Origin of the sequence: Staphylococcus simiae (assembly GCF_002902085.1) — a bacterium.
GTDB lineage: Bacteria > Bacillota > Bacilli > Staphylococcales > Staphylococcaceae > Staphylococcus > Staphylococcus simiae.
The window spans coordinates 34,008-54,590 of sequence record NZ_PPQR01000027.1; the positions used below are offsets into that span (position 1 = coordinate 34,008).

Sequence of the window (20,583 nt, forward strand, 5' to 3'; positions counted from 1 at the left end):
GTTTAACCTCCACTAACTGGTGGAATTAAAGCCACAACATCATTAGGTTGAATCAAATCCGTTTTTTGAACAAATTCTTCGTTCACTGCTACTTGAAACTTTTTATTATCTATTTGTGGATAACGTTCAAATAAGTAATTTTCAAATTGTTGTACACTCACTGCTTGCTCAAATGTTATATTTTCTTCTGCTTTTTGTATCAACTCTTTTATTTCGGCGAAGTAAAGTATCTTCATATTTATTCCCCCCTCTTCGCTTCTTCATAACTTCCTTTTTGATGCCCTTGCCATTCTGAACCGTCTTCCCATATTTCTTTTTTCCAAATAGGAACGATTTCTTTAATACGTTCAATAGCGTATTCGTTCGCACGATAGGCATCTTTACGGTGTGGCGATGATACGGCTATTAACACTGCTATATCAGAAATTTGCAATGGTCCGATTCTATGGACGATGGTTGTAATCGTCCCAGGCCATTGTCTAGCTATTTCATCACCAATTTGGGCTAATTTCTTTTCAGCCATTGGAATATAAGCTTCATATTCTAAATATTCCGTTTTAACACCTTTAGTCCATTCTCGAACATGCCCGGTAAACACGACAACAGCACCCTGACATTCATTCAACGTGAAGTCACGATACTGTTCTGTTTGAATGGGCTCTGTTACAATTTCAAATTGTTTCATTCATTTCAATCCTCTATTTTGATTCTATTTAACAGCCACTCATCAAATGTTGTAAAATCTTTCGTCTCCCAAATATTGATACTATAACAAATATGAGATAATTGCTCTAATTCTCGTCGTTGTTGCTCATCTTTATATACTATCACTTTGTCGTAATCAGCTTGTTTAAAACCTTCAACTAAAATGATATTGGTATCAATTGTAACAGATTTCTCAATGATTTGAGTAAGATTTTGTTTATTATGACGCGTCACAGTTTGTTGAAAATGAGTACCTTGAACAATACTTTGATCTGCTCCTGCTTTAAAATGTTTCATATGGTCAACGTCATCACTTTGTAAAGCAATATCTTCTTGACCATGACCATGATGTTTAATCGTTGCTACTGTGTAGTCTTGAGATTTTAAAAATGACACCATATGTTCCATCAACGTTGTCTTTCCTGAATTTTTAAAACCTACAATTTGCAAAATCATAGCGTTAATTCCTCTTCATAAGCGTTAGATTCCGTTAAAATGACATCAACAGTATGACCAGCTTTAAAGCCACGTGAACCACCAGGCAGCATAATCATAGCGTTAGCATGTGCTATAGCAACAACGGCACCAGATTTATTAAATCCAGAAGGCACTACTGTTGCACCAGCAGTTGTTAATGTTGCTTTAGCTCTAATAAAACGACTAAATGGATTTGCTTTAGTAAAGTCCTCCATTAACGTTGCCTTAATAATCTGTGGATATATTTCTAACGCACCACACATGTGTCTTACAGCTGTTTTCACAAATAGTTCAAAGCCTGTGAAACACGCTGATGGATTACCAGATAAACCAAATAAATATTTACCTTGTGCAAAAGCGACAGTAGTCACGCTACCCGGACGCATAGCAACTTTATTAAATAGCACTTCAGCTCCGATAGCTTTATAAATTTCTGGTAAATAATCAAAGTCTCCGACTGAAACACCGCCTGTCGTTATGACAATATCATGTTCAGACATGGCCTCTTTAACAATTTGAATACCACTCGCTAAGTCATCTTCTTGTGTACGATAAACACCTACTTCAAGTCCAATTTTTTCGGCTAATGCTTTAATCATCGGTCCATTAGAGTTTCTGATTTTACCTTCTTCTAATTCATCTGACACATCAAGTAATTCACTACCAGTAGCAATCACAGCTACGCTAGGTTGTTTAACAACTTTAACCTCTGTATAGCCATATGTTGCTAAAACAGCAATGACACCTGGATTAACGGTTTGTCCTTTCTTAAGTACTAAATCACCTGTCGTTGTTTCTTCACCTTTTAATGAAATATTTTCATTTTTAGCAAAAGGTTTACGAATTGTAAAAGTGTCCTCTTGTTCGATAGTTTGTTCAAACATGACAACAGCATCAGCGCCTTCAGGTACTTGTGCACCTGTCATGATTCTAACTGCTTCATGATCTCCTACAATTTTATTTGAAACTGATCCAGCACCAATATGATCGATAACTTTAAATTCAACACGATGTTGACCATTGGCAACCGCTGAATCTTGACTACGAATGGCAAAACCATCATATGGAGATTTATTAAATCTCGGAATATCATATGTTGCCACAATATCTTCAGCTAAAATATGACCTAAACTATCATTTAATGACACAGTTAATGTTCCCATAGAACTTTGTTGTTTAACGATACGTTCGATGGCCTCTTTAACTGGAATGGGATTTCTTTTTTCTACTACCATTAAAATCATCTCCAAAAAATTTATTTTTTCATGCTATACTAGATTGACTAGGAGGGGTAAAATGTCTGAATTTACTCATATCAACCAACAAGGTCATGCAAAAATGGTTGATGTATCAAATAAAACTATTACAAAAAGAACTGCAATTGCACATTCCAGTATTATTGTTAATGATGTCATTTATCATCAAATCGTCAATAACACTGCCGCTAAAGGTAATGTACTTAATACTGCACAAATTGCTGGTATTATGGCAGCTAAAAATACTGCAACCATTATACCTATGTGTCATCCGTTACCATTAACTGGCATAGATGTTTCATTCAACTGGGATACGTCACAAGCTCCAACATCTTATACATTAAATATTGAAGCAACAGTGTCTACGACCGGCAAAACTGGTGTCGAAATGGAAGCTTTAACGACTGCTTCTGTAACAGCCTTAACAATTTATGACATGACCAAAGCTGTCGATAAAGGTATGATTATCGGTCAAACTTATCTTGAAAGTAAATCCGGTGGTAAATCCGGTGACTACCACCGTTCAAATTAATTCAATGACTATTTTGTTAGCTCATGAACTAGATGATTTAATTCTGGTTTGATGAGCTTTTCTATTGCTAACTTAACGGCTCCTGTTGAGCCAGGCAATGAAAAGATAAGTTGATTATTAACTGTACCTGCCACAGCTCTAGATAATAAGGCTCTTGTACCTACGTCTTCTGTATAACTCAAATATCTAAATAGCTCTCCAAAACCTTCTATTTCTTTAGTAAGCAATGGTCTCACTGCTTCAATTGTGACATCACGCTGTGCAATACCAGTGCCACCAGTTGTAATAATGACATCTACATCTTCAGCAAGCCATTCTGCTATTTGTGCTGTAATTAATGCTTTATCATCTTTAACGATTCGATAATGATGATCAGCAATGATAACTTGCTCTTCTTGTAATAAATGTTTAACTAATTGTCCGCCTTTATCTGTATCAACATCTCTAGTATCTGAAACTGTTAATACTGCAGCTTTCACTTGTCTATTCAATTTGACGTTAGTATGTTCGCCCATGTTAATCTCTCCTTAACCAAATAATAAATTCATTAAATGCGTGGCATCTGTTACACGATTTAAACCATGAATTAAAAATCGTCCACCTTCAAAAGCAACAATACGATGTCCTTTAAATTCAAACATCACCATATATTGATTACTGCGATAGTTTAATTGATGTTCATTTAAAAATTGAATTAACATATCGTGTGTAATGGCTTTATTTTCGTATTGTACAGTATCTCGGCCACATAACGTTGCATAACTTTGTTCACCAGTTTGTAAATACGGAAATGATGGATTTTCACCACATGTTTGACATGTAGGTCGTTGCATTCTACTAAAGCCAAACGAATGATGTGTCCCATCCCAAATATCACCATAAGTAATTTTAGTATCAATCTGTTGTTGTGTTAGTATTTTTAATGCATCTCTTAATTGTAAACTTGTCGTCATCGTTACAGCTGGTTGTATCACACCAACCGTATCACATGTTAAATTTAATACTGGCAACTGAGGAACCAAACAGTTAAAACATGGTGTTTGTCCAGGGATAAATGTTGCTTCTATATACGTACTTTGAACGACTCCCCCATATATCCAAGGAATATGATATTTATAAGCTACATCATTAATGAGTTGTCTCGTTTCAAAATTATCAGTAGCATCCAAAATAACATCTACATCGTGTATATGTGTATCTAAGAAATAATAATCAACATGTTCAATATAAGCATCAATGTCAACATCATTTCGTATATCCATCAAATGAGTCTTAGCAGCTACTACTTTAGGCATCATTTTGAGCGCATCTTGTTCAGTGAATAATGTTTGTCTTTGTAAATTACTAAATTCAATATAGTCACGATCTACAATGGTTAGTTTCCCAATACCAGCTCTAACAAGACCTTCTGCTAAATGTGTCCCTAAGGCTCCCATTCCAATAATTAATGCATGCTTATGATTAATTTGTTGTTGTCCCTCTGCACCAATATGTTTAAATAATATTTGTCTTGAATAGCGCTCTTGATTCACATTAAGTTTCCTTTCTTATCATGTCATTATCTCTATTATAAGGCTCACACCATTGACTAACAAAAATTGCGCTTAAAAAAAGGTTAAAACATCATTAAAATTTCTATAGAAGCGATTAACTTCAAAATTTTAATTCGTTCTAACCTCTTTATCACTATCATGACTCCCAAAAAACATTTACATTATCTTCGTTGTCCGATATTGACAATGTCATGAGCCATTCGTTTAGCTTCATAATCTGAATGCGTCACAAATATGATAGGAATTTTCCATTCATCAAAAATACGTTGGACTAATGTGATACTTTCGTCTTTAGTAGCATCATCTAAACTAGAAAATGGTTCATCTAATAAGATTAAATCTGGTTTGGTACTTAACGCTCTAGCTAACGCTACACGTTGTGATTCTCCGCCAGATAATGTCATAGGATATTGATCTACTAAATGTTCAATATTTAACGTTTTCATCAAATTAGTAATATGTTCAGATGGTTCAGCCATAAAAGTAATATTATTATAAACTGTCATATTAGGAAATAGTTGATAATCTTGGAATAAATAGCCAATATGACGTTGTTGTATTTTGACATTGACTTTATTGTTAGTATCCGTTAATAGTCGTCCATTTACTTTTATCAAAGCTTCATCAGCTTGACGTAGTCCTGCAATCATATTTAATACGGTTGTTTTACCAATACCAGAAGGACCTCGTACAGCATAAATCTTCGGTGTTGTATCATCGATATCGATATTGATTAAAGTATCTTTTAATTGATATTTAAGTTTAATCGTTAACATTTAGTCGACCTCCTTATACTTATCTCGATTTAATAAATTAATCGTTGAGATAACTACAACAGAGAATGCAACTAATACTAATACCCATAACCATGCTTCGTTTTCTCTACCTTGTTCTACTAAGAAGTAAATTTCTAAAGGTAACGTATTCGTTTTATTTGGAATGTAACCTGCCACCATTAAAGTAGCACCAAATTCACCAAGTGCACGTGCAAAACTCATCATAATACCAGCTATAATGGAACGCTTAGCAAGTGGTAATACTAGTTTGAAAAATATTTTCATTTCACTAGCACCCATTGTTCTCGCTGTATTAATCATTTTAGTATCTATGCTACGAAATCCTTGCACTGTATGTTGATACATTAATGGAAAACTAACAATGACAGATGCAATAACTGCACCTGTCAAAGTGAACACTACGGGTAAGTGTAAAATATTAGCAAAGAATTGCCCTACTACACTTCTTGGTGAGAATATAATAAGTAATATAAACCCAAGGACTGTTGGTGGTAGGACAATTGGTAATATCAATATACTTTCAAGAACTTTAACCCAATGCCCTTTGCGATGATACAACCATTTAGAGATGATAATGCCAATGATAGTAACAATAATTGTACTAATGACTGCGACACGTATCGATATCCAAAAGGATGTTAAGTCAGGCATGGATTACAACTCCTTACGCTGCGAAATGATAATCTTTTAAGATTTTTTTAGCTTTATCTGATTTTAAGAAATCCATCCATTCTTTAGCTAATTTCTTATCAGATGTAGCTCCTGCTTCATAAGTGATTGGTTTTTTAAGTTCTACTTCTTTAATTTCTTTTACAGAATCAATTTTTTTGTTTTGTTTGTATAAATCAGTTTTATAAACGAAACCTGCTTGAGCATTTCCTTTTTCAACATAATTTAATACTTGTTTAACGTCTTTAGCATAAACAATTTTATCTTTTACAGAATCATAAAGATTATTATCTTCTAAATATTGTTTTGCATATTTACCAGCTGGTACAGTTTTTTCTTCACCAAGTGCTAATTTTTCGTTACCTTTTAAATCTTTAACAGATTTTAAATCAGCATTTTTGTCTCCAACTAATACTAAACTGTTTTTCGCATATTTGTAAGTATCATGTGCTTTATCTTTATCTTTTAAAGCATCAACGTCTTTAGTGTTTGCTGACATGAAGACATCTACAGATGCACCAGATTCAATTTGTTTTTTCAATGCGCCAGAACCGCCATAGTTGAATTTAATATCAACATTTTTGTGATCTTTTTTGAATTCTTTTTCAAGTTCTTTCGTTACATCTGTTAAACTAGCTGCAGCCGAAATTTGCATTTCTTGTTTTTTACCATTATCAGATGATTCTTTTTTACTATCCTTGCTGTCATTTGAACTAGAACAACCTGCAAGAACGATACATAATGCAATCATTAAAGCTAAAATATGTTTCATCTTCATTATGTGTACAACCCCCATTTTTAAATTTATTACAATTCTAATTATACACGTATTAATAAAATTTTAAAGATGTGTGTGAATTTTTAAACAATATTCGAATAAATGTCACAATTTTAAATTTTATCGTTAATTGTGCTCAACATTTTTTGTTAGTCAAGTTTAATTAGTGTTTTTTCAATCTTTTGCAATTATTAACTGGTCAATATAATTTTATTTAGGCAAATATATTAAAATTGTTTGTAAATTAGTATATTATATATATTATGCTATTTTTTAAAGGAGTATTATCATGAATGAAGATGTATCTACAGGGCAACCTATCGTTAGGTATGAAAACGGTGAATTATATGAAACTACAGATCAATATGTCACTGAATTCCCATTAACAATTATGGTTAATGGTGAAGAATTTGCCACTGTCATCTGTAGTCCAACTAATCTTGAAGAGTTGGTAATTGGTTTTTTAGCATCTGAGGGCGCAATTTTAAAAAGAGATGAACTAAAATCAGTCATGATTGATGATAGTAAAGGATTTGCTCATGTTGAGTTAACTAAAGCCTTGGGAGATCGTTTTGAATATTCGACAAAGCGTATGATAGCTTCATGTTGTGGTAAAAGTCGTGAATTCTATTTTCAAAATGATGCTGCAGTTGCCAAAACATCTATGTCAAAAATAAAGTTAAATCCAACTCAAATATTTAATATGATGACGCGCTTACAAACTGCGAGTCAACTTTATCAAGAAACTGGTGGCTTACATAACGCTGCTATTAGCGATGGTGAAAATTTCTTTGAACATCGCCAAGATATAGGTAGACATAATGCACTAGATAAACTGTATGGCTTTTGTATTCAAAGACATATTCCAGTACGAGATAAAGTACTTATTTTTAGTGGTCGTATATCATCTGAAATTTTAATTAAAGCTGCTAAAATAGGTGTCGGTGTCATTTTATCTAAATCCGCACCGACAACTTTAGCTGTAACTTTAGCCAATGACTTAAATATTACTGCTGTTGGTTTTATTAGAAATGGTGGTTTCAATATTTATAGTCATCCAGAACGTATTGTTCAAGACGAAGACGTATTAGAACAAAGTGATATATCATTAACAAACTTTAAAGTTAAGTCATAATAAAAGGCGTGAGCCAGAAATAATGTGTTGTATAACAATTATTTCTGGCTCGCACTTTTTAATTTACTATTCATCTGTTTACTCACTTTGTGTCATATCAGTTTTTAATATATGATAAGCAAAGCTCAAGAATACATATCCTTGTTTTAAGTACATATCTTTAGCAGTATCCTCCCCATCTGCAACTAATATGATGGTTTTGTTACCATGCAATACAGCATATTCTCCAATAAATGATTGGATAGTAGAGCCAATTCCTTGCCTTTGATAATCATCTAACACACCAAAACTATCAATTTCTATCGTTGATTCATTTTCAATAAAATCTACTGAAGCTACTGGTAAATCATTTAAATATGCCACTAAACGCGTGATATGGTCATCTGCAAATTGTTGTCTAACACTTTGACAACTTTCTTCAGCAAATGCTTCACCAAACGGTTGTGCAAAATGGTAATGTATCTGCAAATAATCTTCCAATGTTGTTTGATCGACGACCTTGATTTTTACATTATTATTAACGGGTAATTGTTGCAGCGTTTCACTTTCAACAGCATATAGCTCCATAACTCCTAATTGAAAGCCCTTATTTTTAAACAATGTCATCCATTGTTCATCAAGCAATTCATTTTCCGGGAAATAAAAAGACAAATGATGTGATTGTTGGGCAACATGTAATTGTTGTTGTCTTGTTATATCCGACAGCCATTGAGGTATTGTCGGTGTGCGTTTATAAATCCAAGTATTGCAATAATACTTTAAAGGGAATGAAGGCATTAAATAAATGATGTAGTTATCAGTATCTTCAAAAACTTCTCCCTCACGATATATATCAGTCATCGAAAGTTGTTGCATATTAACTCCACCTTTATCAATCTGTTTACTTAAAAGAACATGTAATTTCTGGGAGTGGGACAGACATAAATTTTTATAAAACTTATGTCGTAATACCACCCCTGCAAGACAGACTAGTTTTTCAAAACACATCTTTATCAACTTGTTGGACACTAAACAGTTACTGCCAAATGCTTAATATTAAGTATAAATGCTTTATGTCCCAGGCTCTTCGTCCTAGGCTCATCAAATTAATTGTTTAAACCTAGAATGATTAAGTATTGTTGAACCAATCAAACTAGCGATAATTGCTTTAATTACATCTCCGGGCATAAATGTTAATGATAGAAACAACGCTTTAGATAACGGTATATGTATCATCATCCCCATAATAATAGTACCTAAAATATTTAGTCCTACAACTCCAAATAATAAAATAGCTATAAACAACACTCTAAAATTAACTCGTTGTAAATATTTATCTCTCACTAGACCTATAAAATAAGCTACGAAAGGATATAACACAAGGTATCCTGCTGTTGGGCCTGCAAAGACTGCAATTCCCCCACGTCCGCCTGATAATAATGGTAATCCTGCAATGACAAGTAATAAAAATACAATAACACTTAACGCGCCTAAACGACGTCCTAAAATAATGCCAGCTAAAAAGATACCAATATTTTGTATGACAATTGGTACAGGCATGAATGGTAAAGGAATTCCTGGCACTAGGCCTAGTATAGCAATAATAGCGGTCATTAATGCTGTGTAGACTAATTGTTTGGTTGTCATATGTATCGTCATCTCCTTAGTAATATAGAGATAATTATAACATTAATGTTAACTTATAAAAATAAAAAGTTAACATTAAAACCAAACCGAATTTTCTGCTTACTATTTTATTTTACTTTTTTTGCTAAATCAGTAATGTAATCGAAAAATGACGTTCTATCAACATGATTAATGACATTAACTGGTCGTCCTTGTGAAACTTCAAATGTACGTCCTTGACTAGGACCATGGCTAATAACATCAACAAATTTATGCTCATATTGTACAAGTTCAGGTTTACCTACATAAGCTGTTGTCAGTACATCCCATAAAAAATATGTTGAGTTTGTTACAAAATGCGTTAATGGTGGTACTGCTGCATAACTAACACCTAAGAAATCAACGCCTTCATATTGACGTTCATTTGCCCAACGTTGTCTTACATCTAATGTAAGTGGTACTTGGTTTGTGCTTTCTAACGCAATCATATCGATAGCTATGTCACTTTCAAAGACAGTTTTAACAGCCTCCGGATCCCAAAATGCATTCCATTCAGCTGTACCATCATGTTCAGGTTCTTCTACATTACCTTTGTCTAAAAATGTACCACCCATCCATACTAATTTTTCAATATTTTCAGTAATAGTGTCATCTATAGTTAACGCTTTTGCTAAATCTGTTAATGGTCCCGTAAATAATAACGTCACTTTATTTGGATTCGTCTTTACCGTATCAATAATATCTTGATATGCTTCTTTATCACTTTCTAACGCATTGCTTTCTTTATGCATTGGTTCATTTAATACTGGTAAAGCATCCATGAAAAATGCATGCATACGCCAATCTTTTGGAAATGGATTTTTACCACGTTCATAGGATGGTGCAACATGAATCTGTTCATGTGAAAAGCGATTAATCACTTTAACTGATGCACTAACTGAAGGTTCTAAATAACAATCTGCACCTATTGTACTAACTCCAATCAAATGAATATCATCCATTTGTAATAATAAAAATAAAGATACTAAATCATCAACGCCACCATCATGATTAAAGTAAACATCTGTCATAGTTAATTCCCCTTTATTGATTGATTTTAATTAACTATAACATGCAGCAATGCCTATCGTCGAAAGGCTTCAACATCTTTGCATTTTAAATTATTCGCTTTTTATTTATCAGTCCAAAAAAATAGAAAACCTTGGTTTATCCACCTCAAAATTTAGAAAACCGAAATCATGCAACATATTAGCAATAGAAAAGTAAAAAAGTTGTAACCAGGAACTTTGAGTATCCTAATTACAACTTTTATCATCACTGTTTAACTTATTCAGCAGCTTTAATTAATTTTTCTTTTAAATCTTTACGCATAAAGTCTAATGTGTAAGGATCATTATACCAATAAGTACCAGCGTCAACTTTTACAACATGTCCATCTTTAACAGCTTTTAAGTTTTTCCATATGTTTGTTGATTCATATCCAGGTGTTGGTTTACCTTCGCTTGTACTTACGATGTAGTCGCCACCATATTTATCAACTTCTTCTTGCTTAATTTCTGCAAATCCAGCTTTTTCAGTTGCTTTCTTTTGTTCTGGTTGCATTTTTAGACCAAATGCTTGGTATAATACTTCGCCACCACGACCCCAGTTATCGCCGTATGTGTATAATTTTTTGTCAAATTCATCAAATAATGACACTGTTGAGTCGGCACCAATTTTGTCTTTAATTTCTTTACCGTCTTTTTTAGTAGTGTCTTCCCATTCTTTTTTCCATTCTTTCACTTTGTCTTCTTTACCAACTAATTTACCTAACATTTCTTGTTGTTCAAGATATTTATGTTTGTTATAGTCGATGACTACTGTTGGTGCTACTTTTTGATATTTTTTAATATCTTTATCAGTAGAATAAACTAAAATCATGTCTGGTTTTTCTTTAGCAACTTTTTCAACATCCCCGTCGCCAACTTTAGTTACGCCTTTAAATTTATCTTTTAAGACTTTGCTTTGATCCACTTGTTCATTAACAGCAACAATGTTTGCTCCCAATTTTTTAAGTCCACCAGCATATGTAGGTGCTACAACTGCAATACGTTTAGGGTTCTTTGGAATATCGACAGTTTTGCCGTCATCCATTTTGTAAGATTTAGTGTCTGCTTTCTTGTCTTTATCTGAATTATTACCACAAGCAGCTAACACTAGTACCAATATAATTAATGGTAAAAGTAATTTTTTCATAATATCCTCCTATTGAAAACCGTTATCAATTACTTGAAAAGTATACTAGATTACATATAATTTTACAATAGCTAAAAATAATATTTTTTTGCTTATAAAATATATTTTGACCAAATTCTTCTATTATATTAGGAAAACGTTTCACTCATTTTATTGTGACTACAATGTCCTAATCATATTAAATGTTTAAAACTAACGTGTGACTCTATTCGTAGTTCAACATATACTATCATCTGTCATTCAAAAATAGCCATGTCACTTCAATAGAAATATAACTATTTACTATATTTAACTAGTCGTTTCTAATATTCACTTAACTAGAAAAAAGCTTGAAGCATCATATCCTACTTCAAGCTTTCAATACATTATTATTCAAATTGTCCGGTAATACTTTTAGCAATATTTGTATAAACTGCATCTTCCATTGGCGGATTATGCAATCCAGCACGCATATCTCTATAGTACCTTTGTAATGGTCGTTCCATCTCTAGACTTTTAGCGCCTACAATTCTCATCGCCAAATCTACAATTTCTAATCCTTGATTCATGACTAGCACTTTACTAGCAGATGTTGCATTTCTAATTTGATTATCATCTTTGTAAAGATCGTATCCTTTAGCAGTACTCCAGAGAAAATGTCTGGCTGATAATAATAAACTTTCCATTTTACCCATATTCTGTTGTACGGTTGGCAATGTTGCAATACTTCCTTCTATACTATTAGGTTGATAGTGCTGTGCAAAGTCTACGGCATAATCACGTGCTGCTTGTGCAATTCCTAAATAACAACTTGGAATATGTAATATCCAACCATTAGGTGCTGTGCTTCTTTGTTGCTCTACAAAATGATCAGCAGGTACAAAAACATCATTTAACATCAAATCATGACTTTCAGTAGCTCTCATCCCTAACATATTCCAGTTATCAGCAATTTCAACACCATGTGCATCTTTAGGTACTAAAAAGAAACCAAGACCATTTAATTCTTCAACATACGCACCCACAATAAAATGTGTTAACGCCTTACTCATTGAAGTGAATGTTTTAACACCATTGATAATATAACCATCACCACGTTTAATAGCATGTGTACTTGGTCTTCCACCTCGTGTAGGACTTCCTGTTTCCGCTTCACTAACTGCTCGATTAACTAAAGCACCGTGGCGTATTTCCTGAGCGAATCGTTGCAACATATCTTCTGACCATAAACGTTGTTCATAAATTTGACCTACTACACTCACATGCCAACCGATAGATAACGCAGTGGCGCCGTCAATCTCACCTAAAAACGATTGTAAAATAACCATATCTTCTATTGTCGCACCTTCACCACCATATGCTTTCGGCAATGTTAATAACGTATAGCCTTCATCAATGAGCCATTGAATATTGTCATATGGAAAATGACTATGACGATCGTTATAAGCTGCGCGTGCTTTAAATTGTTCAGCAATCGTTGCAAATTTATCAATCCATTTTCGTTGAATATCAGTTGTGATTAACATCGAATTATCCATACCATTCATTTGTTACACCTCATCTAACTTAGCAATTTATCGAATTATTCCTAGTTTAACACTCGACTTTAAAAAGAAAAAGTAATGTGTTGTGAACATTTAGTAACAAAATACGTTAACGATAGTACTGTTAGAAACACTAACATTTCAATAATAGTTACCCATTCATCATGTAGTAGCACCATCACTAACAATGACTGACTTTTTTATCACTTCTATTAAACAATGATGACTAAAATGAAGTCGACATTTATAAAACTGCTGCTGCAACAATTTGCACGAGTTACTTCGTCAAATGATAACAACCAAAAAAGCACTTTATCACATATCGAACTAAATCATATGTAACAAAGTACTTCTATATAACTTTAACTTTATTGTGAAGAATCATTCTTGTTATGTTGAAATCTTACGTGATTGTGTTCTCTATTTTTAATACCTGCAAATAATAGTATCCACGTTGCAATAATAAATGGCATCGTTAACGATGGTATACCGAAAGGTTCTAACAAAGTATTCAGCCCTAACTGGACAATGACTGTTAGCATTGTTCCAAAAATAGTTGCGACATATGGGTTAATTACTGTTTTAAATGTATAGCCTAAAGCAATCGCCATTAACGTAAAATTATAACCGAATAAACCGTGGTTAATATCATCATAATTACCACCTAATAGTGCCACAATTAAAAATCCTGCTAAGTTAGCACCAATGGCTAATAATGCAGCTTTTCTTGAAGCTATCACAATCCCTACTAAAATAAATAAGCCGCCTAATACACTAGTTTCAATAAATACTTGGCTAAATCCTTCTAATAAAGATTGGAATAAATGAATGTGTTCATAGTTTTGATTGAAATGTGTCGGTTCAATTTTATTAGGAATCAATTTTAATGGTGTATCTACCAATTTAACTTGGCCCGGCAACATAACTGCAAACCATGTCACAATCACAAAAGGTATAGTTAACATCGGAATTTTATACGGTTTCAAAAATTCTCTCACTGCTGAGCCAACTGGTAACGTGAGCACTGTTGCCATAACAGTGATTAGAATATTTAATCCACTTTCATTTAAAAATATCGTTAGCGCGACTGCTGTTAAAACAGGATTAAATCCTACTAATCCTTCATTAATTTCTTCATCAGTATAGTTAACATGGTGTGCCAACAAATAGGCAATTAAACTACCCATAATGGCTGCTAAACCAACTGACCAATCCGCAATAAACAAGCCAATTAGGATAAATAAGCCAGTCCATTTATTACTTAGTAATACCACTTGCGATATATTTTTTAATAAAATATCTACAACTTTCAACACTTCCACCTGATTTCATTAACTTTGATATAACTATCATACATTATCTTGTCAAATATACTACTATTTTAAAAATTTAACATTATTACGAATGATTTTTCTACAAATTAATGGAAGTTGTTATTTGTTTTGAATTTCAATTTTTATGTTAAAAGACCAGTTTTTAAAAAAATAGTTTCCTTTTTTACACTTATTGTTGTTTAAAACTTGTTTATTGCAATAAATAGGATTAAGATAAATTTTGTAAAACATATTAAACAAGAAAGTGGGGGTTTTTACTTTGCATTTTACACAACGTGAACAAGACAAGCTAATGATTGTTGTTGCAGCTGAAGTAGCTCGTAGACGTAAAGCTCGCGGCTTAAAATTAAATCATCCCGAAGCCTTAGCTTTAATCAGTGATGAACTGTTAGAAGGCGCACGCGATGGCAAGACAGTTGCAGAATTAATGAGTTATGGTCGTCAAATCTTAGATAAAGAAGATGTTATGGATGGCGTAGAACACATGATTACAGAATTAGAAATCGAAGCTACATTCCCTGATGGTACTAAGTTAATTACAGTGCACCATCCAATTGTATAAAGGAGGATTACAAATGATACCTGGTGAAATTATTACTAAAAGTAATGAAGTTGAAATCAATAAACATCATCCAGAAACTGTAATAGAAGTTAAAAATACTGGTGATCGCCCTATACAAGTTGGATCTCATTTCCACTTTTTCGAAGCAAATCCAGCATTAGATTTTGAACGTGAAATGGCTTATGGTAAGCATTTAGATATTCCAGCTGGGGCAGCTGTACGTTTTGAACCTGGAGACAAAAAAGAAATTCAACTCGTTGAATATTCTGGTAAACGTCGTATCTATGGTTTCCACGGCATGGTTAATGGTCCTATCGACGAAGAACGCGTATACCGTCCTACTGGCGAAGATGATAAATATGCTGGTGTCTTTGGTGACGAAGGTGAAGAAAACGTCAACAAAAAAGGAGGAAAAAGATCATGAGTTTTAAAATGACTCAAAACCAATATACCAGTCTGTATGGTCCAACTATTGGTGATTCCGTTCGTTTAGGTGATACAAATTTATTCGCACAAATTGAAAAAGATTATGCCGTTTATGGTGAAGAAGCTACTTTTGGTGGTGGTAAATCTATTCGTGACGGTATGGCACAAAACCCACGTGTAACACGTGATGATGTCAATGTTGCAGATTTAGTTATCACTAATGCTGTTATTATCGACTATGATAAAATCGTTAAAGGTGATATCGGTATTAAAAATGGTTATATCTTTGCTATTGGTAAAGCTGGTAACCCTGACATTATGGATAAAGTAGATATCATTATTGGTTCTACTACAGATATTATTTCTGCTGAAGGTAAAATTGTTACTGCTGGCGGTATTGATACCCATGTCCACTTTATCAATCCTGAACAAGCTGAAGTGGCACTTGAAAGTGGTATTACAACTCATATTGGTGGTGGTACTGGTGCATCAGAAGGTGCTAAAGCTACAACCGTAACACCAGGACCTTGGCATATACATCGTATGTTAGAAGCTGCAGAAGCCTTACCAATCAATGTTGGTTTCACTGGTAAAGGTCAAGCTACTAACCCTACTGCTCTAATCGAACAAATTAATGCTGGTGCAATCGGCTTAAAAGTGCATGAAGACTGGGGTGCAACACCTTCAGCATTAAGTCATGCTTTAGATGTAGCTGATGAATTTGATGTTCAAATCGCCCTACATGCCGATACTTTAAATGAAGCTGGTTTTATGGAAGACACAATGTCAGCAGTTAAAAACCGTGTTCTTCATATGTACCATACAGAAGGTGCTGGTGGCGGACATGCTCCTGACTTAATTAAATCAGCAGCATTTTCAAATATCTTACCATCATCAACAAATCCAACACTACCATATACACATAACACAGTTGATGAACATTTAGATATGGTTATGATTACACATCATTTAAACGCTTCTATTCCTGAAGATATTGCTTTTGCAGATTCGCGTATTCGTAAAGAAACAATTGCCGCAGAAGACGTCTTACAAGATATGGGTGTCTTCAGTATGATAAGCTCAGACTCTCAAGCAATGGGGCGTGTTGGTGAAGTTATTACACGAGCTTGGCAAGTTGCACATCGTATGAAAGAACAACGTGGACCTTTAGATGGTGACTTTGAATATAACGATAACAACCGTATTAAACGTTATATTGCTAAATATACAATTAATCCAGCTATCACACATGGTATTTCTGACTATGTTGGTTCTATTGAAGCTGGTAAATTAGCTGACTTAGTATTATGGGATCCAATCTTTTTCGGTGTTAAACCTGAATTAATTGTTAAAGGTGGACTAATTAATAGCGCTGTTAACGGTGATGCTAACGGTTCAATTCCAACATCTGAGCCAATGAAATATCGTAAAATGTATGGTCAATTTGGTGGTAACCTTACAAGCACATCTATGACATTCGTTTCTAAAACAGCATATGAAAATGGTATTAACCGTGCTTTAAACTTAAAACGTATGGTTCGCCCTGTTCATAATATTAGACAATTATCAAAAGCCGATATGAAAAATAACAGTGCGACACCAGATTTAGATGTCGATCCTCAAACATATGAAGTTTATGTTGATGGTGAAAAAATCACAAGTGAAGCAGCAACTGAGTTACCATTAACTCAAAGATACTTCTTATTCTAGGAGGAATTTAATAATGATTGTAGAAGAAATTCAAGGCAATATTGCCAATTTATCAGATGACGAAAAGCAAAAACATGTTGAAAAAGTCTATCTTGAAAATTCAGACCTTGTAAAACGTATCCAACGTGTTGTTACAGATCATGGTAATGAAATTGGGATTCGTTTAAAACAACCTATCGATTTGCAATACGGAGATATTTTATATTCAGATGACCACAATATGATTATTGTTGACGTAAATTCTGAAGACGTGTTAGTGATTAAACCACGTACATTGCAAGAAATGGGAGACATTGCTCATCAATTAGGTAATCGTCATTTACCAGCACAATTTACAGAAACTGAAATGTTAGTACAATATGATTATTTAGTAGAAGACTTATTAAAAAGTTTAGGTATCCCATATGTTCATGAAGATCGTAAAGTCAATCAAGCCTTCAGACATATAGGACATTCTCATGATTGATCATACACATCTAAGACTATTTCAGTTCTGTGATTCACAATTTCCAACTGGTGCATTTAGTCACTCGTTTGGATTAGAAACATACATTCAAAGAAATGATATTCACGATGATCAAACATTTATTAAATGGCTGAAAATATTTTTAAGCGAGCAATTAACTTATACAGATGGCTTAGCTATGCGTATTGTTTATGATGCCCTTGAAAATAATGATCCTGACAAAGTTTTAAAAATGGATCAATTAATTTATGTTCAAAGCTTACCTAAAGAGACTCGTGTTGGAGCTAAACAAATGGGTACGCGTATGGTAAAACTGGCATTAGAACTATATGACAGTGAGTGGATTGCTTGGTATTATCAACAAATGAAAGATAAAAAAGCAAAGCTTAATCCAGCCATTTGCTTTACTATGCTTGGACATTATTTAGGTATCGATATAGCAACGATTATCGATTATTATTTATATCAAAATGTTTCAAGTTTGACTCAAAATGCTGTGCGTGCCATACCACTTGGACAAACAGCTGGTCAAAAAGTAGTCACGCATATGATTCCATTTATTGAACAAACAAGACAGCATATCTTTAATTTACAAGAAACTGACTTTGGCTTAACTGCTCCAGGTTTAGAAATGAATCAAATGGAACATGAAAATGTTAACGTCAGAATCTTCATTTCATAGGAGGTTTTTATTGTGGCAGATCCAATTAAAATTGGTATCGGAGGACCTGTTGGCGCAGGTAAAACTCAATTAATTGAAAAAGTAGTAAAACGTCTTTCAAAAGATATGAGTATCGGTGTTATTACCAATGATATTTATACTAAAGAAGATGAAAAAATATTAGTCAATTCTGGTGTCTTACCAGAAGACCGTATTATTGGCGTAGAAACTGGTGGTTGCCCTCACACTGCAATTCGTGAAGATGCATCAATGAATTTTGCTGCTATTGATGAATTGTTAGAACGCAATGACGATATTGAATTAATTTTCATTGAATCAGGTGGAGATAATTTAGCAGCAACTTTCAGTCCAGAATTAGTTGATTTCTCAATTTATATCATTGACGTTGCACAAGGTGAAAAAATTCCACGTAAAGGTGGACAAGGTATGATCAAGTCAGACTTTTTCGTTATTAACAAAACTGACTTAGCACCATACGTCGGTGCATCTTTAGACCAAATGGCTGAAGATACAAAAGTATTCCGTGGTGATCGTCCATTCGCTTTTACTAACTTAAAAACTGACGAAGGTTTAGATAAAGTGATCGATTGGATCGAGCGCGATACATTACTTAAAGGACTAGCATAATGGCTGACGAACAACAACGTTGGACTGGCCAATTAGATTTAACAGTCTTTTTCAATGGACAAAAATCTGTTTCTAGAGATATCTTTTTTGAAAAAGCGTTAAAAGTGATACGTCCAGTATATCTAAACAACTCAACTATCCCTACATTTTATATTGTCAATGTGGGTGGTGGTTATTTAGATGGTGACCGTTATCGCATGAATGTCAATGTCGATGATAATGCTAAAGTAACCTTAACATCTCAAGGTGCTACTAAAATATATAAAACACCTAATGATCGTGTAGAACAATATCAAACATTCACACTCAAAGATAATGCTTATATGGAATATGTTGCTGATCCAATCATTGCTTATGAAAATTCAAATTTTTATCAGCATAATACTTTTAATTTAAGCAGCTCAAGTTCATTATTTTATACGGATATTATCACTCCAGGTTATTCAAAAGAAGATAAAGATTTTTCTTATAACTATATGCATTTGGTAAATGAAATATATATTGATAATGAACTTGTTACATTTGATAATTTATTATTAGAACCAGCGAAACAATCTATCAGTGACGTAGGATATATGGAAGGTTATTCACATTACGGTTCAGCCTACTTTATCCATCCTGATGTGAATCAAAAATTAATTGATCAAATATATGATGCTGTTAAAGATTATTTAACAACCTATGATTGTCGTTTATCGATTTCTCAACTACCTACACATGGTTTAGCTATACGTATTTTAGCTTATCGTACACAAACAATCGAAAAAATATTAGGTACAATCCAAGGATTTATTGCAGAACATATTTATGATCGTCAACTTGATTTTTTAAGAAAATACTAATAAAAAAGACTAGGATTCTCACAACTTTAGTTGTAAAGGTGTGATTTATCCTAGTCTTTTTGTTATGACACGTATTCATTTTAAGTTAAGTGATTATTCCAACGCTGAATACTATATTTTCGTTTTAATAAATCTTTATCAAATCTGTTACATTTAACCTAACATTCCATTAGTTATTAATATATTCTTCCAACTCAGAAATTAATTTTTTAATATTTTTCTTTTGAGTATCTGTAACAAAAACAATAACTGTTCTTTCATCGTGTAAACTTCGTTTTTTTGAAAGTAACTTTAAGTCTTTTAATTTTTGTAAAGCCTTTGTTAAATAATATGGCTTAAACTCTGAACATCTCGCTATCTCTTTTGATGAAATTTCATTAGACTCACTGTTTATAATATAATTTAAAATATATATTTCTTCATAATTTAAATTAAATTTCTTTTTTGTGTCTCTAAAAAATTTCTTCACTTGAAATGTTGCACTAACTAAATCATTAATATCCTTGATTTTACTCATTATCAAACCACTCCTCTGATGCACATCTTGTTGTAGCAAGGTTCCTTCGTATTTATTAAATCGAAATTCTATCCAACTATGTTATAAAGATATTCTAAACAAATAAGTATAAAAATTCAATATTTTTATTACTAGAATATGGATTTATACAT

Annotated in this window: 26 protein-coding genes; 9 read left to right on the forward strand and 17 right to left on the reverse strand. The window is 33.2% G+C overall.

Annotated features, from left to right (window positions below; translation table 11 throughout):
* Nucleotides 1-2: 2 nt before the first annotated feature.
* From moaD to CD113_RS04935, 4 genes are read right to left on the reverse strand one after another with little or no spacing between them, the layout of a single operon-like run.
* Complete coding sequence (gene moaD / locus CD113_RS04920; RefSeq protein WP_002461814.1) at nt 3-236, reverse strand: molybdopterin converting factor subunit 1; 234 nt, start codon at nt 234-236, stop codon at nt 3-5.
* 2 nt (nt 237-238) lie between these two features.
* Complete coding sequence (locus CD113_RS04925) at nt 239-685, reverse strand: molybdenum cofactor biosynthesis protein MoaE (protein ID WP_002461816.1); 447 nt, start codon at nt 683-685, stop codon at nt 239-241.
* Nucleotides 686-690: 5 nt separating this feature from the next.
* A complete protein-coding gene (gene mobB, locus CD113_RS04930; RefSeq protein ID WP_002461817.1) occupies nt 691-1,161 on the reverse strand; it encodes a molybdopterin-guanine dinucleotide biosynthesis protein B in 471 nt (156 codons plus the stop codon).
* Complete coding sequence (locus CD113_RS04935; protein ID WP_002461819.1) at nt 1,158-2,417, reverse strand: molybdopterin molybdotransferase MoeA; 1,260 nt, start codon at nt 2,415-2,417, stop codon at nt 1,158-1,160. The genes mobB and CD113_RS04935 overlap by 4 nt, the downstream gene beginning before the upstream one ends.
* Nucleotides 2,418-2,478: 61 nt before the next feature.
* On the opposite strand from CD113_RS04935, the gene moaC reads away from it, so the two are divergent.
* The gene (gene moaC, locus CD113_RS04940) at nt 2,479-2,970 is read left to right on the forward strand and encodes a cyclic pyranopterin monophosphate synthase MoaC (protein WP_002461820.1); all 492 of its coding nucleotides are present in this window, start codon (nt 2,479-2,481) and stop codon (nt 2,968-2,970) included.
* A gap of 8 nt (nt 2,971-2,978) precedes the next feature.
* Here the strand turns inward: moaC and CD113_RS04945 are convergent, their stop codons facing one another.
* The 5 genes from CD113_RS04945 to modA all read right to left on the reverse strand — a co-directional run bounded on the left by CD113_RS04945 (nt 2,979) and on the right by modA (nt 6,767).
* Nucleotides 2,979-3,485: a MogA/MoaB family molybdenum cofactor biosynthesis protein gene (locus CD113_RS04945; protein ID WP_002461822.1), complete on the reverse strand. Its 507-nt coding sequence runs from the start codon at nt 3,483-3,485 to the stop codon at nt 2,979-2,981.
* Nucleotides 3,486-3,497: 12 nt separating this feature from the next.
* Nucleotides 3,498-4,502 (reverse strand): ThiF family adenylyltransferase, encoded by a 1,005-nt coding sequence (locus tag CD113_RS04950; protein WP_002461823.1) that lies wholly within the window; start codon nt 4,500-4,502, stop codon nt 3,498-3,500.
* 182 nt (nt 4,503-4,684) lie between these two features.
* The gene (locus CD113_RS04955; RefSeq protein WP_002461825.1) at nt 4,685-5,299 is read right to left on the reverse strand and encodes an ATP-binding cassette domain-containing protein; all 615 of its coding nucleotides are present in this window, start codon (nt 5,297-5,299) and stop codon (nt 4,685-4,687) included.
* Complete coding sequence (modB, locus tag CD113_RS04960; protein ID WP_002461826.1) at nt 5,300-5,971, reverse strand: molybdate ABC transporter permease subunit; 672 nt, start codon at nt 5,969-5,971, stop codon at nt 5,300-5,302.
* A 13-nt stretch (nt 5,972-5,984) separates the two neighbouring features.
* A complete protein-coding gene (modA, locus tag CD113_RS04965; RefSeq protein WP_002461827.1) occupies nt 5,985-6,767 on the reverse strand; it encodes a molybdate ABC transporter substrate-binding protein in 783 nt (260 codons plus the stop codon).
* A gap of 289 nt (nt 6,768-7,056) precedes the next feature.
* On the opposite strand from modA, the gene fdhD reads away from it, so the two are divergent.
* Nucleotides 7,057-7,902, forward strand: a complete 846-nt coding sequence (gene fdhD / locus CD113_RS04970) for a formate dehydrogenase accessory sulfurtransferase FdhD (RefSeq protein ID WP_002461828.1) — start codon at nt 7,057-7,059, stop codon at nt 7,900-7,902.
* 78 nt (nt 7,903-7,980) lie between these two features.
* Here the strand turns inward: fdhD and CD113_RS04975 are convergent, their stop codons facing one another.
* The 7 genes from CD113_RS04975 to yut form a co-directional block, all read right to left on the reverse strand.
* The gene (locus CD113_RS04975; RefSeq protein WP_002461829.1) at nt 7,981-8,757 is read right to left on the reverse strand and encodes a GNAT family N-acetyltransferase; all 777 of its coding nucleotides are present in this window, start codon (nt 8,755-8,757) and stop codon (nt 7,981-7,983) included.
* A gap of 225 nt (nt 8,758-8,982) precedes the next feature.
* On the reverse strand, nt 8,983-9,528 hold the full coding sequence (locus tag CD113_RS04980; protein WP_002461831.1) for a biotin transporter BioY: 546 nt from the start codon (nt 9,526-9,528) through the stop codon (nt 8,983-8,985).
* A 107-nt stretch (nt 9,529-9,635) separates the two neighbouring features.
* Entirely contained in the window at nt 9,636-10,577 is a 942-nt protein-coding gene (locus tag CD113_RS04985; RefSeq protein ID WP_002461832.1) for a nucleoside hydrolase, read from the reverse strand.
* Between the two features lie 256 nt (nt 10,578-10,833).
* The gene (locus CD113_RS04990; protein WP_002461833.1) at nt 10,834-11,742 is read right to left on the reverse strand and encodes an ABC transporter substrate-binding protein; all 909 of its coding nucleotides are present in this window, start codon (nt 11,740-11,742) and stop codon (nt 10,834-10,836) included.
* A gap of 368 nt (nt 11,743-12,110) precedes the next feature.
* Entirely contained in the window at nt 12,111-13,268 is a 1,158-nt protein-coding gene (locus CD113_RS04995) for an acyl-CoA dehydrogenase family protein (RefSeq protein WP_002461835.1), read from the reverse strand.
* Between the two features lie 159 nt (nt 13,269-13,427).
* Nucleotides 13,428-13,532: a DUF3709 domain-containing protein gene (locus CD113_RS13020; RefSeq protein ID WP_136527604.1), complete on the reverse strand. Its 105-nt coding sequence runs from the start codon at nt 13,530-13,532 to the stop codon at nt 13,428-13,430.
* A 101-nt stretch (nt 13,533-13,633) separates the two neighbouring features.
* Nucleotides 13,634-14,578, reverse strand: coding sequence for an urea transporter (yut, locus tag CD113_RS05000; protein WP_002461836.1), 945 nt, complete (start codon nt 14,576-14,578; stop codon nt 13,634-13,636).
* 280 nt (nt 14,579-14,858) lie between these two features.
* Between yut and CD113_RS05005 the strand changes: the two genes are divergently transcribed.
* The 7 genes from CD113_RS05005 to CD113_RS05035 are packed head-to-tail and all read left to right on the forward strand — an operon-like array spanning nt 14,859 to nt 19,914.
* Complete coding sequence (locus CD113_RS05005; RefSeq protein ID WP_002461837.1) at nt 14,859-15,161, forward strand: urease subunit gamma; 303 nt, start codon at nt 14,859-14,861, stop codon at nt 15,159-15,161.
* A gap of 13 nt (nt 15,162-15,174) precedes the next feature.
* Complete coding sequence (locus tag CD113_RS05010) at nt 15,175-15,585, forward strand: urease subunit beta (protein ID WP_002461838.1); 411 nt, start codon at nt 15,175-15,177, stop codon at nt 15,583-15,585.
* Nucleotides 15,582-17,297: an urease subunit alpha gene (gene ureC / locus CD113_RS05015; RefSeq protein ID WP_002461840.1), complete on the forward strand. Its 1,716-nt coding sequence runs from the start codon at nt 15,582-15,584 to the stop codon at nt 17,295-17,297. The genes CD113_RS05010 and ureC overlap by 4 nt, the downstream gene beginning before the upstream one ends.
* A 13-nt stretch (nt 17,298-17,310) precedes the next feature.
* The gene (ureE, locus tag CD113_RS05020) at nt 17,311-17,763 is read left to right on the forward strand and encodes an urease accessory protein UreE (protein WP_002461841.1); all 453 of its coding nucleotides are present in this window, start codon (nt 17,311-17,313) and stop codon (nt 17,761-17,763) included.
* Nucleotides 17,756-18,445, forward strand: coding sequence for an urease accessory protein UreF (locus tag CD113_RS05025; RefSeq protein ID WP_002461842.1), 690 nt, complete (start codon nt 17,756-17,758; stop codon nt 18,443-18,445). Before ureE ends, CD113_RS05025 begins: the two co-directional genes overlap by 8 nt.
* A gap of 12 nt (nt 18,446-18,457) precedes the next feature.
* Nucleotides 18,458-19,072: an urease accessory protein UreG gene (gene ureG, locus CD113_RS05030; protein ID WP_002461843.1), complete on the forward strand. Its 615-nt coding sequence runs from the start codon at nt 18,458-18,460 to the stop codon at nt 19,070-19,072.
* Complete coding sequence (locus CD113_RS05035) at nt 19,072-19,914, forward strand: urease accessory protein UreD (protein WP_002461844.1); 843 nt, start codon at nt 19,072-19,074, stop codon at nt 19,912-19,914. The genes ureG and CD113_RS05035 overlap by 1 nt, the downstream gene beginning before the upstream one ends.
* A gap of 169 nt (nt 19,915-20,083) precedes the next feature.
* On the opposite strand, the gene CD113_RS05040 is transcribed toward CD113_RS05035, so the two are convergent.
* Nucleotides 20,084-20,431 (reverse strand): transcriptional regulator, SarA/Rot family, encoded by a 348-nt coding sequence (locus CD113_RS05040; protein ID WP_002461845.1) that lies wholly within the window; start codon nt 20,429-20,431, stop codon nt 20,084-20,086.
* Nucleotides 20,432-20,583 lie beyond the last annotated feature (152 nt).